This is a genomic window from Anoxynatronum sibiricum (assembly GCF_039414295.1).
Classification (GTDB): Bacteria; Bacillota; Clostridia; order Peptostreptococcales; family Tindalliaceae; genus Anoxynatronum; species Anoxynatronum sibiricum.
This window is the reverse complement of record NZ_JBCITM010000002.1, coordinates 1-11499: the sequence shown is the minus strand read 5'-3', so window position 1 is coordinate 11499 and position 11499 is coordinate 1. Positions and strand designations below refer to the sequence as shown.

At 43.9% G+C, this 11499-nt stretch carries 12 protein-coding genes and 1 tRNA gene; 1 reads left to right on the top strand and 12 read right to left on the bottom strand.

What is annotated here, in order from left to right; translation table 11 throughout:
* Positions 1 to 101 precede the first annotated feature (101 nt).
* The 12 genes from scfA to selA form a co-directional block, all read right to left on the bottom strand.
* On the bottom strand, positions 102 to 248 hold the full coding sequence (gene scfA, locus AAIG11_RS01980) for a six-cysteine ranthipeptide SCIFF (protein WP_343184912.1): 147 nt from the start codon (positions 246 to 248) through the stop codon (positions 102 to 104).
* A 140-nt stretch (positions 249 to 388) separates the two neighbouring features.
* Complete coding sequence (yajC, locus tag AAIG11_RS01975) at positions 389 to 691, bottom strand: preprotein translocase subunit YajC (protein WP_343184605.1); 303 nt, start codon at positions 689 to 691, stop codon at positions 389 to 391.
* Between the two features lie 74 nt (positions 692 to 765).
* Positions 766 to 1896, bottom strand: a complete 1131-nt coding sequence (gene tgt / locus AAIG11_RS01970) for a tRNA guanosine(34) transglycosylase Tgt (RefSeq protein WP_343184604.1) — start codon at positions 1894 to 1896, stop codon at positions 766 to 768.
* Between the two features lie 16 nt (positions 1897 to 1912).
* The gene (gene queA / locus AAIG11_RS01965) at positions 1913 to 2944 is read right to left on the bottom strand and encodes a tRNA preQ1(34) S-adenosylmethionine ribosyltransferase-isomerase QueA (RefSeq protein ID WP_343184603.1); all 1032 of its coding nucleotides are present in this window, start codon (positions 2942 to 2944) and stop codon (positions 1913 to 1915) included.
* Between the two features lie 77 nt (positions 2945 to 3021).
* Entirely contained in the window at positions 3022 to 3210 is a 189-nt protein-coding gene (locus tag AAIG11_RS01960) for a DUF2905 family protein (RefSeq protein WP_343184911.1), read from the bottom strand.
* A gap of 29 nt (positions 3211 to 3239) precedes the next feature.
* A complete protein-coding gene (gene ruvB, locus AAIG11_RS01955) occupies positions 3240 to 4247 on the bottom strand; it encodes a Holliday junction branch migration DNA helicase RuvB (protein ID WP_343184910.1) in 1008 nt (335 codons plus the stop codon).
* Positions 4248 to 4286: 39 nt separating this feature from the next.
* Positions 4287 to 4868 (bottom strand): Holliday junction branch migration protein RuvA, encoded by a 582-nt coding sequence (ruvA, locus tag AAIG11_RS01950; RefSeq protein WP_343184602.1) that lies wholly within the window; start codon positions 4866 to 4868, stop codon positions 4287 to 4289.
* A gap of 56 nt (positions 4869 to 4924) precedes the next feature.
* Complete coding sequence (ruvC, locus tag AAIG11_RS01945) at positions 4925 to 5416, bottom strand: crossover junction endodeoxyribonuclease RuvC (protein WP_343184601.1); 492 nt, start codon at positions 5414 to 5416, stop codon at positions 4925 to 4927.
* Positions 5413 to 5862 (bottom strand): Fur family transcriptional regulator, encoded by a 450-nt coding sequence (locus AAIG11_RS01940; RefSeq protein WP_343184600.1) that lies wholly within the window; start codon positions 5860 to 5862, stop codon positions 5413 to 5415. Before AAIG11_RS01940 ends, ruvC begins: the two co-directional genes overlap by 4 nt.
* Before the next feature lie 84 nt (positions 5863 to 5946).
* Positions 5947 to 6043 (bottom strand) — tRNA-Sec (locus AAIG11_RS01935).
* 114 nt (positions 6044 to 6157) lie between these two features.
* The gene (gene selB, locus AAIG11_RS01930) at positions 6158 to 8062 is read right to left on the bottom strand and encodes a selenocysteine-specific translation elongation factor (RefSeq protein WP_343184599.1); all 1905 of its coding nucleotides are present in this window, start codon (positions 8060 to 8062) and stop codon (positions 6158 to 6160) included.
* 4 nt (positions 8063 to 8066) lie between these two features.
* Positions 8067 to 9494 carry an L-seryl-tRNA(Sec) selenium transferase gene (selA, locus tag AAIG11_RS01925; protein WP_343184598.1) on the bottom strand — a complete coding sequence of 476 codons (1428 nt, stop codon included), beginning with the start codon at positions 9492 to 9494 and terminating at the stop codon, positions 8067 to 8069.
* Positions 9495 to 9950: 456 nt separating this feature from the next.
* Between selA and AAIG11_RS01920 the strand changes: the two genes are divergently transcribed.
* Positions 9951 to 11300 (top strand): alanine/glycine:cation symporter family protein, encoded by a 1350-nt coding sequence (locus AAIG11_RS01920; protein ID WP_484477154.1) that lies wholly within the window; start codon positions 9951 to 9953, stop codon positions 11298 to 11300.
* Positions 11301 to 11499 lie beyond the last annotated feature (199 nt).

Sequence of the window (11499 nt, the reverse complement as noted above, 5' to 3'; positions counted from 1 at the left end):
TCACTCCTGAAACTCTTAGAATGTGCTGCTGGCGATTATATACACAAAACAAAAAAGCAGGGAGTCGAAACTCCTGCTGATGGAACGGACTCTTCAATAATCTATTCTTTTTCACAGATTTGATTTCCCACTGTGCAGGAAGTTTTACAGGCCGACTGACAGGAAGTTTGGCATTCGCCACAACCTGTATCTGCTCCCTTTTTGGGCAGATGCAATGCATTTAAAGTTTTGATACGTTTAAGAGCCATGAAGCGTTCTCCTTTCGAAATGGAATCCTTATGCATTATATCACACGCTTCCAGAAAAAAAAAGAGAAGCGATAATAAATCCTTACAAACCAAAAGCAGCACGGGACTGGCCGGCTGCCTGATGGAGACAATCAATGAGATTATTCGTTACTGCTGTCAGAGGTTTCCTTTGATACTGTTTCTGATGCGAGGTTTCCAACGGCCCATTTGGTGATGGTGAGTTTTGTCTTATCCATACCAACTTCAATGGTGATGACCTCATCCTTGAGTTTCAGAATTCTGCCATAGATACCACCGATGGTGATGATTTCGTCTCCAACTTTCAAATTATTGCGCATTTCCCTGATTTTTTTCTCTTTGGTTTTTTGCGGCTTAATAATTAGAAAATAGAAGATGGCAAGAAATCCCAACGGAATAATCAAGCCAGATAATTGTTGCGGCATGTTAGACCTCCTTCCTGTCATTGTTCAATCCTTATTACATTAAACAACATCTCTGGTATCTTGTCAATGGACAACTACCATTCCAGCGGCTTGCCATAGTACTGTAAATAGAACGCGCGGCATGTTTCCAGTAAACAGTCTTCAGTAATCGCCTGTCGAAGTGTTTTCATCAAATGAAGCAAAAAGTGAAGATTATGCCAGGTGAGCAGTCTCAAACCAAGAATTTCATTGGCTTTAAATAAATGCCTCAAGTATGCCCGGGAATAGTTTTGACACGTATAGCAGTTGCAATTGGGGTCTAAGGGTTCAAAGGCATCTGTGTGAACGGCATTCTTAATGACCACCTGACCCATACTTGTCATGGCGGTTCCGTTTCGAGCAATGCGGGTGGGCAACACGCAGTCAAACATATCAACGCCCCGAAGCACTCCGTGAATTAAACAATCAGGACTGCCTACCCCCATTAGGTATCGGGGCTTATCCTGAGGCATTTGTGGAATTAGATGATCAAGCACATCATACATCGACTCTTTAGGTTCACCAACACTCAGCCCACCGATACCATAACCTGGAAAGTCCATCGCCAGTAATGCCTCTGCACTTCGCTGGCGCAGGTCATGAAAAACGCCTCCCTGAATAATACCAAATAGATGTTGGTCATCCCATCGATTATGCGCATCAAAGCACCGCTTGGCCCATCGTGTTGTCCGATCGACAGAATTCAGTACATACTCGTGATCAGCCGGATACGGAATGCACTCATCAAAAGCCATGATGATGTCTGCGCCAAGTGCATTCTGAATCTCCACAGATTTTTCAGGCGAGATAAAATGCCGCGAACCATCAATGTGCGATTGAAAGGCAACACCTTCTTCGGTTATTTTCCTTAGGGGGCCCAAGCTAAACACCTGGAATCCACCACTGTCAGTCAGAATTGGTCCTGGCCAGTTCATGAAGGAATGAAGCCCGCCTGCCCTGGCTACCAAATCATGGCCAGGACGCATATAAAGATGATACGTGTTGCTGAGCAGGATCTGGGTGTGTATGGTTTTTAATTCTTCTGGTGTCATGGTTTTCACAGTCGCCTGTGTTCCAACGGGCATAAAAATAGGCGTTTCAATTTGACCATGTGTGGTTGTCAGTAAGCCTGTTCGAGCCTTCGACTCGCTGGATACTGATGTTTGCTGAAAAATATTTTTATTCATAGCTGCTCCTTTGCCATCATCGCTCAATCCACATTGCGTCACCAAAACTAAAGAATCGATAAGACGCATCCACTGCCTGACGATAAGATTCCATCACAAGATCTTTTCCAGCAAATGCACTGACAAGCATTAATAATGTGGATTCAGGCAAATGAAAATTTGTAATCAGTACATCGACCCAGCGAAACTGATATCCGGGTGTAATAAACAGTCGCGTCCAATCGCTGCCTGCCTCAATAAATGACCCACCGTTGCACATAGCTGATTCAAGCGTGCGACAGGAGGTTGTTCCGACGGCAACAATGCGTCCTCCCGATGATTTAATACGGTTCATGGCATCGGCACTTTCCTCTGTTATTTCATAATACTCCTCATGCATTTCATGGGCCTCAATATCTTCAGCCTGTACAGGTCGAAAAGTACCCAGACCAACATGAAGCGTTACCGGAATAATAATGACTCCCATGCTTTCGATTTCTTCAATCAGTTCTTTCGTGAAGTGGAGTCCTGCCGTTGGAGCAGCGGCAGATCCTTTGTGACGGCTATAAACTGTCTGGTAGCGCTCTCTATCATCCAGGTGTTCATGAATATATGGTGGAAGAGGCATTTCGCCAAGCTCTTCAAGCACTTCAAACACGGGACGCTCTGTTATAAATTCAATGATGCGCAGACCTTCGTCTTTTTCTTCGCGCACAATGGCACGAAGATCATTTTTGCCAAATATGACTTCTGTGCCTGCCTTTATTCTCTTGGCGGGTTTTGCCAGCACCTCCCAATGATTCAACAGCGTTTGCTTTAAAAGCAAGAACTCAGCACGGCCATTGGTGTAGCGCTTGCGCCCAATTAAGCGCGCTGGAATCACCCTGGAGTTATTGATAACAAGCCCGTCACCCGGTTTCAATAAATGTCTGATGTCTGGAAAATGATAATGCCTGATGGTTCCATCATTGGCATTCAGAGCCAGCAGACGGGATTGATCCCGTTTTTCTAAGGGATGCTGCGCAATAAGATGCTCCGGTAACTCATAGTTAAATTCATTCGTTTTCATAGGCCACATACTTTCTTAGGGAATAAATAGTGAGACTGCCTTCTAACAATGTCCATCTGCTTAAAAAATAATTTTGTTTAGCGTCGAAAGAACAGGTTCAACAGAATTGTTAACAAAAGGCTCACTAAAAGGCTGGTAGCCAATGGAAAATACATCGTAATGTTTTTCCGTTGCAGCATAAAGTCACCAGGCAGGCGTCCAAGTCCCATTCGATTAGCTAATAGAGTGCAACATCCAATTAAGAATAGGACAAGCCCCAAAAACATAAATCCTTTTGCCAGGGTATTCATTTGCATCACTCGCTTTTTTCGTCTAAAGAGCGGTGATAATGTTCATAAGCTCGTTTCATTACCACTCGTCCCCTCGGCGTACGGCTCATAAAGCCAATTTGCATTAAATACGGTTCGTAGACGTCTTCAATGGTTGTCTTTTCTTCTCCCGTGACAGCAGAAAGCGTGTCAAGTCCCACTGGCCCGCCATTAAAATGATCAATCATCGCCAAAATCATTTTTTTGTCAGTTCCATCCAGTCCCAAAGGGTCGATTTCCAACAATGTCATTGCCTCCTGTACCACCTGCAGGTTTATAACGCCATCTGCCCGCACCTGGGCATAATCTCGTATGCGTTTCAGCAGTCGATTGGCAATACGTGGCGTTCCTCTGGATCGGGAGGCAATTTCAAAAGCTGCTTTTTCTTCGATGGATATATCAAGAATTCTTGCAGAGCGTCTGACTATTTGTGCCAGTTCATGTTGTTCATATAACTCAAGCCGACAGATAACCCCAAATCGATCTCGAAGCGGTGATGTGAGCAACCCCGCACGGGTAGTGGCTCCAATGAGAGTAAATTTGGATAAATCCAAACGAACTGTTCGGGCACTTGGTCCTTTACCGATAATGATATCCAGTGCAAAGTCTTCCATGGCAGGGTACAAAATTTCTTCCACCGTGCGATTTAGTCGGTGGATTTCATCGATAAACAGCACATCGTTTTCGCCAAGATTGGTTAAAACAGCAGCCAGATCTCCTGGACGTTCAATGGCAGGTCCACTGGTGATTCGAATATTAACATTCAATTCATTGGCGATAATGCTTGATAGTGTCGTTTTTCCGAGACCAGGGGGCCCATAAAGCAATACATGATCAAGTGCTTCATTTCTTTCTCTTGCCGCTTTAATAAAAATCCGAAATTTTTCCTTGTTATTCTCCTGCCCAATATAATCATCCAAGCGTCGTGGCCTCAGGCCATTTTCAATGGCAACGTCTTCTTCCTGCGTTGAACCTGAAATAATCCGTTCTTCAATAGTCATGGTGGAATCGCCTCTTTTCCATCTTTGTGACGTTTATTTCATCAGCCATGACAAGGCCGCTTTGATGCCTTCTTCGGTGGAAATCCCCTGATTAGTCGTTGCTCTGACGGCCTCCAGTGCTTCTGTCTTATGATAACCCAACGCAATTAATGCTTCCAACACTTCATCTTCAAACGAGTTCATCTGCATCGATATGTCCGTCGCTGAAAAACCCATTTTCTTCACTTTGTCTTTCAACTCCAGCACTATACGTTCAGCTGTTTTTTTGCCTATTCCCGGGGCTTTTGACAACGAATCCAGATTATGGGCCATAATTTGCTGACAAAGAATCTCAACGGAAAATGTAGACAAAATGGCAACGGCTGCTTTTGGACCCACCTTCGTCACTGTGATTAGTTTTTTAAACATGTCCAGCTCATCTCTGCTGAAAAATCCATAAAGACTGGCGCCGTCTTCCCTCAAACTGTAATGAGTATGCAACATTACTTCCTGGCCATTCACCAATTTTGCCAACGTCGTAAGGGATGAGTAGACACCATAACCAATCCCATTCACATCGATAATTGCCTGATCCACCGAAACAGAATGAACGGTTCCCTTTACGAATTCTATCATGATACAGTCTCCTTCCGGAATTGAATACTGCTTTTACATTGGCAAAGAGTTCGCAATTACACACTGAACAACTGCTTGAAATGACCGGTATGTGCATGACATACAGCTATCGCAAGGGCATCTGCAGCATCATCTGGCCGCGGTATTTCTTTGAGATTCAAGAGGGTTTTTGTCATGTGTTGTACCTGTTTCTTCTCGGCACGCCCATAACCTGCAATCCCTTGCTTGACTTGTAATGGCGTGTATTCATATACTGGCAGGCTTGCTGCAGCTGCAGTAACCACAACTACGCCTCGTGCCTGTCCAACCAACAGTGCACTTTTCGCATTAGTATTAAAAAAAAGCTCTTCGACTGCTACTGCCTCAGGTTTATACTGTTTGATAAGTGTTTGAATTCCCTGATGAATTTGCAGCAATCGGTCTGGTAAGGATTGTTTGCTTTCTGTACGAATGACACCATACTGTATTACCTGGAAATGATTTTGCTCAAAATGCACCAGTCCAAAGCCGGTAATGGCTAATCCTGGATCTATCCCCATGATAATCATTTTTTTCCCTCTTCCTCATTCTGACGGCACTCACTGCAATAGCCGTAGATTTCAAAGCGATGTTCCACCGGGAGAAAATTTGTGTGTTGCTTTACAAAACGGTTAATTTCTTCAAAAGGGCATACGTCAACCACCTGCATGTGGTTACACTGAAGACAGATTAGATGATGGTGATGATGATCTGTTACCAGCTCATAGCGAGCAAGCCCATCGTTCAAAGAGATCTGGCGAATAATACCTGCTTCATCAAGTGTTTCCAGATTGCGGTAAATGGTTGAAGGGTTCATGTTTTGATCGGTCAACTGTAGTGCCTGATGAATTTGGGCAGCTGTCAATAAATGCTGTTCTGGAGATAGAAATAGTCGAAGCAACTGTTCTCGCTGTCTTGTCACTTTTATGCACTTCTTTTTTAGTTGATTTTTGAGATCTTCCCATGTCATGTTCATCTTTCTAACTCCCCAGAATGAATTGACTGCCGTCTTGAATACAAAAATAAATTGAGAGCCGGAGCTCTCAATTCGGTGTTGTTTTGGCGGGAGCACGTGGGAATCGAACCCACCCAAGAGGCTACTAACCCCTCGTACTGGTTTTGAAGACCAGAGGATACACCAGCACCCATCTACTCCCGGATTACCCTTTGCCATGAAGGTGGCAACGGAGGTATTATATCACAACCGATGGAGCTTAATCAACTCTGTCTATGCACACCGAATTATTTATGAAAAATACCATTGATTTTCATCAGGATTTTCGACTCAATATACGGCTGTCTCCATTGCGTTTCGTCAGTTTTTCCTGATCAAAATATTCCAGCAAAGCAACTGCAAATTTTCTGCTTGTATTTAAAAGATCCCGGAAATCAGCCGGCGAGATGTCTGAATGATTTTCAAAATGCTTCAGGATTATATCTTTAGCTGTATTAATTGAATTTTGATGGAAAACCATTTCCTGATTGATACGAATTAAGGGTTGTCCCAGCATTAGCTCGATCACCTGGCGCACTTCTTTTTCATTGACTTTGATGATTCCTGCAATTTCTTCAAGCCGTGGTGGTGCAAAAGGCTTTTCCAGATAAAGCGATTCAATTTGATTCATTATATTCTGCTGAATCGGATTGATCTTAATTTTGAACTCAGCTAATGCGACAAGTTTACCATCTGCTTTTATGATTTCTTCAATTTCTAGTTGTTCCAGCCAGCGATCAACTGTTTTTGAGCGGATATCACCAAATACCCTGCTTTTCAGTTCTTCTTTTGGCATGCCTCTTCTCAGCGGATTATCTTTGTGATATCTCGACAGCTTATTGACTATATCCTCAACAATTTGATGATAATAATCTTGATGGACATATGCCATTGAACCAATTGAATAAATGCTGCCCTCATCTTCCAGCTGTTGCAGGAATGTTATCAGCTGATCAGAAGAATAGCCGGTGTGCTTACACAGAGCACCTGTATCTGGAAGTTCTTTGCTGAAACGAAGTATTTGCTGCTCAAGATAGACTTCCGGGCCACCACTTTCTTTTGCCTGAAGCTCATCGATGACATCCTGTCGAAGTGCTTTGTGTTTTTCAGGGTTCGGGTCAATGACAAGAGCACCTCCCAACGTTTGCATGGGGGAATAGAATCGAACAATGAGCTTATCTTCTTTTCTGAAAGCTGCCCGTTCTTCTAATCGAAACTGCACCAACGCACTCTCACCTGGTTCAGCCTGTTCTTTTTCCAGAATGACAACACGGGCAAGAATTTCTGAAGTGCCATGATATAATCGTATACGGTCACGCTGTTTTAAGGGTCTACTGGCATTCTTTAACATCTTTATTCGACAATCAACCATCATGGTATCTGTCATGGACCCCGGTTGTGCAAGAAAGCTGCCGCGTTTTATCTGATCTTTTTTCAATCCGGACAGGTTAATGGCCACTCGCTGGCCTGCATAGGCTTCTTTAACCGTATTGCCGTGAACCTGAATGTTTCTGATTCGAGCAGCTGTTTCTTCCGGAAAAATCTCCAGCGTTTCTTCAACTTTTGCTGTGCCTTCCAAAAGTGTACCTGTCACAACTGTTCCAAACCCAGTTATGGTAAACACACGATCGATGGGAATTCGACAAGGTGCTGTTTGATCACGGGTTTCAATCCTGTCGTATGCTTCGGTTAGCAACTCTAAAAGGGCTGGAATCCCTTCACCGGTAATGGAGTCGACGGCTATAATTGGACTGGATTCCAAAAATGTGTCGCTTGTTGCCTGTCTTATCTCTTCTTTGATAAGTTCAAGCCAGTCAGTCTCAACCAGCGAAGATTTCGTAATGACAATGACCCCTTGCTTCATATCAAGCAATGATAAAATATCCAGATGTTCTTTGGTCTGCGGCATGACACCTTCATCTGCTGCAACAACCAACATGACTAAATCCATTCCACCGACACCAGCGAGCATATGGCGAATGAACTTTTCATGCCCCGGCACATCAATAATGCCTGCCCGCCGCTCATCCGGTAGATCAAAGTAGGTGAACCCCAACTCGATGGAAATACCCCGTTTCTGCTCCTCCTTCAAGCGATCGGTGTTTCTGCCGGTCAATGCATGGATGAGCGTGGTTTTTCCATGATCAATGTGACCTGCTGTTCCAATGATTAGATGTTTCATAACCTCACTCCTGATTTTGCAATGTTATCCAAGCTGTAAATGCTTGGCAGATATCACGATAGTCATGCATAAAAATGGTGCGTAAATCCAAAAGCAACGCGTTGTCCTGAATACGTCCAACAATAGCGGGGTTTTGACTGCGCAAGAATCGTTCGAGCCGGGGTATATTATCAAGTGATGAACTGAAGCGGATAAGACGGCTCTCCATTTGAACTGTTGGATATGAACCACCGCCCACCTGAGACGACCCCGGAACAATATCTATTCGAATGCCAGCGTTGTCATTATTGATAGACTGAAGTTGATCAAATAGGTCTTTTGCACGTTGGTCCAGGCTTTGAACCGATTCAGTCATCATTCTCAAAGCTGGTATTTGTTCTTTCGCCTGCATCGGATCGAGGTATTGTACCAGCGTAGCTTCCAAAGCACATAACGTTAGCTTGTCCACACGAAGGGCCCTCGTTAACGGATGTTTCTCAATAAGACTGATCCATTGACTTTTTCCAGCGATGATACCAGCCTGAGCACCTCCCAGCAATTTGTCGCCACTAAATGTGACAATATCACTACCTGCTGCAATTGCCTGCTGTACAGTTGGTTCGAAAGGGAAACCTTCGACTTCAAGATCAATCAGCAGTCCGCTGCCAAGATCATTAATTAATGGCAAACCGTGACTATGCGCCAGTGAAACCAGTTCTTCCACTGATGCCTCCTGAGTAAATCCCACGATTTTAAAGTTGCTTTGGTGTACTTTCAGCAATGCACCGGTGTGCTCTGTCACTGCTTTTTCGTAGTCCCGTACATAGGTTTTATTTGTGGCTCCCACTTCAATAAGTGTAGCACCGCTTTGTTCCATTACTTCAGGCACTCGAAAAGAACCGCCGATCTCCACCAGTTCACCCCTGGATATAATCACTTCTTTACCCTTAGCGATGGCTGAAAGCACCAACAAAACAGCCCCAGCGTTATTATTCACAACCAACACGTCTTCGGCACCTGTTAGCCGCAGCAATACTTTTTTCATGTGATCATAACGACTGCCTCGTTTTCCTGTTAATAAATTCATTTCAAGGTTACTGTACCCCTGAGCAACATCCCACAATGCTTCTTTTACGAAGTTGCCCAGTGGTGCACGACCCAGGTTGGTATGAAGAACCACGCCAGTCCCGTTTATGACTCTGCGTAACTGTAATGCAGAAATCTGCTGACATCTTTTTTGAACTGTCCTTATTATCTGCTGGATACTCAAGTTTTGCGAGCGCTCTTCGTTGTATTCACCAGCGAGAATTGCTTCCCTCAATTCTTGTAAAACTTGACGCACTTCTGCTTTTAGAAAATCCTCATGAAACGTTTGCAGATCATCAATCGTTTTAATCTGATGAAGCACATCGTCTGTTTTGGGAATTTTCCGCAACCAAGCTTGATGTTCCAAGGTAACACCTCCATGATCATTCCACTCAATTATAGCATAAATCACACTTTGTGAGAACAATGCATGGTATTTCACTGAATGCTATATGTTGAAAACATTGATTTTCAAACTGACTTGCCTTGACTATTCAATGGTTGGTTTTATTAGAGTGAACATATCGTCAAAATTGTCTTAAAAAGGACAATCATCATCTTTTATTGTTTTGAGTATTGTGATAATATGAAACTGTTATAATAGTATAATGCTTTGGGTATACATACACAGAAAGGCATTGATCGTTTTATCGGCATGAACTGAATTAGTTGCAGTGCTGTACTTAAACGCATTCATTGTCTTTTGTTATGACCATTTTCCCAAGCAAATCTTAAGAAAAGGAGGCGAATCTCTGAAAGTCTGTGTTCAGATGGTCAACCACTATGTCAAAGGAGGTCGTGTGATTTGATCGGATTTGTGCAGATGATTGAAAGTATCAACGGCACCATCAATGGTATTGTATGGGGACCCTACATGCTCGTACTTCTGGTAGGAACCGGTGTTTATTATTCTTTTAGAACTAATTTCCTGCAGGTAGGTAAGTTTGGCTTTGCCATGAAAGAAACCCTGTTCAAAATTTTTGACAAGACAGAAATTGCTGAAGATGGTGATATTACTCCTTTCCAGGCACTTTCAACTGCACTGGCCGCTACCATTGGTACCGGTAATATTGCCGGCGTGGCTACTGCTATTGCCATCGGTGGACCAGGAGCAGTATTCTGGATGTGGGTGTCTGCTTTCTTTGGCATGATGACCAAATTTGCAGAAGTCGTACTGGCCATCCGGTATCGTGAAAAGAACGCTGAAGGCAACTGGGTGGGCGGCCCTATGTACTACATTGTTGACGGCATGGGCACCAACTGGAAATGGCTCGCCTGGATATTCTCTCTCTTTGGTGCATTGGCAGCCTTTGGTATTGGTAACATGGTGCAGGCAAACTCAGTGGCTGATGCGCTAAATACAAGCTTTGGCATTCCGCACATTGTTTCAGGTGTTGTCCTTGCCATTGCCGCCGGAGCAGTTATTCTTGGCGGTCTGAAACGTATTGCTAAAGTAACTGAAAAAATCGTTCCATTTATGGCAGTTTTTTACATGATTGGCGCTATCGTCATTGTTATTTTAAACCTGGTTCATATTCCTGAGGCTTTTGCCCTGATCTTCCGTCACGCTTTTACAGCTAAAGCTGGTGTAGGTGGATTTGCGGGAGCGACTGTTATGATGGCCATGCGTTTCGGGGTTGCCCGCGGCGTCTTCTCCAATGAAGCTGGTTTGGGTAGTGCTCCAATTGCCCATGCTGCCGCCCGAACAGACCATCCTGTTCGACAGGGTCTATGGGGTGTGTTTGAAGTATTTGCTGATACCATCGTCATTTGTACCTTAACAGCGTTAACCATCATTACCTCCGGAGTTTGGAGCAGTGGTGTTACTGGAGCCGCTTTGACGACAGCTGCCTTTAATGAAGGGCTTCCTGGCCCCGGTGGTATTATTGTCGCCATAGGTATTTTGTTCTTCGCCTTTTCAACGCTGCTTTCCTGGGCGTATTACGGCGAAAAGTGCGCAGAGTTTATTCTTGGCTCCGGTTTCAACAAGATCTATCGTATTATCTGGTTGCCACTCATTGTTCTGGGTTCTGTCGGAAGCCTGACATTGATCTGGGATATCGCTGATACACTTAATGGTCTCATGGCGATCCCCAACTTGGTAGCCTTGCTTGCTTTAAGTGGTGTCGTCGTTAATCTGACAAAAGAGTTCTTCGAAAAGCAGAATCTCTAAGACATTCTTGTTTACACTTATAACCAAAAAAGGACGGCGCATGCCGTCCTTTTTTGGTTATTTCATTTCTTAACTCAACTTTCCCACCAGTTTTTGACAGATAATCCGTCCGAAATCGGCTGAAAGTTATGTACTTGCAAATAACCTACATCTTAGCGTATCGGGAACTGCATTTAAGAATACATTCATAATCTGATCT

What these genes read in the sequence shown, in the direction of transcription:
- selB (WP_343184599.1), bottom strand. Translation starts at nt 8,062, where the DNA reads ATGAAACATCTAATCATTGGAACAGCAGGTCACATTGATCATGGAAAA.
- scfA (WP_343184912.1), bottom strand. Translation starts at nt 248, where the DNA reads ATGGCTCTTAAACGTATCAAAACTTTAAATGCATTGCATCTGCCCAAA.
- ruvA (WP_343184602.1), bottom strand. Translation starts at nt 4,868, where the DNA reads ATGATAGAATTCGTAAAGGGAACCGTTCATTCTGTTTCGGTGGATCAG.
- yajC (WP_343184605.1), bottom strand. Translation starts at nt 691, where the DNA reads ATGCCGCAACAATTATCTGGCTTGATTATTCCGTTGGGATTTCTTGCC.
- AAIG11_RS01940 (WP_343184600.1), bottom strand. Translation starts at nt 5,862, where the DNA reads ATGAACATGACATGGGAAGATCTCAAAAATCAACTAAAAAAGAAGTGC.
- AAIG11_RS01920 (WP_484477154.1), top strand. Translation starts at nt 9,951, where the DNA reads ATGATTGAAAGTATCAACGGCACCATCAATGGTATTGTATGGGGACCC.
- tgt (WP_343184604.1), bottom strand. Translation starts at nt 1,896, where the DNA reads ATGAATAAAAATATTTTTCAGCAAACATCAGTATCCAGCGAGTCGAAG.
- ruvC (WP_343184601.1), bottom strand. Translation starts at nt 5,416, where the DNA reads ATGATTATCATGGGGATAGATCCAGGATTAGCCATTACCGGCTTTGGA.
- AAIG11_RS01960 (WP_343184911.1), bottom strand. Translation starts at nt 3,210, where the DNA reads ATGTTTTTGGGGCTTGTCCTATTCTTAATTGGATGTTGCACTCTATTA.
- queA (WP_343184603.1), bottom strand. Translation starts at nt 2,944, where the DNA reads ATGAAAACGAATGAATTTAACTATGAGTTACCGGAGCATCTTATTGCG.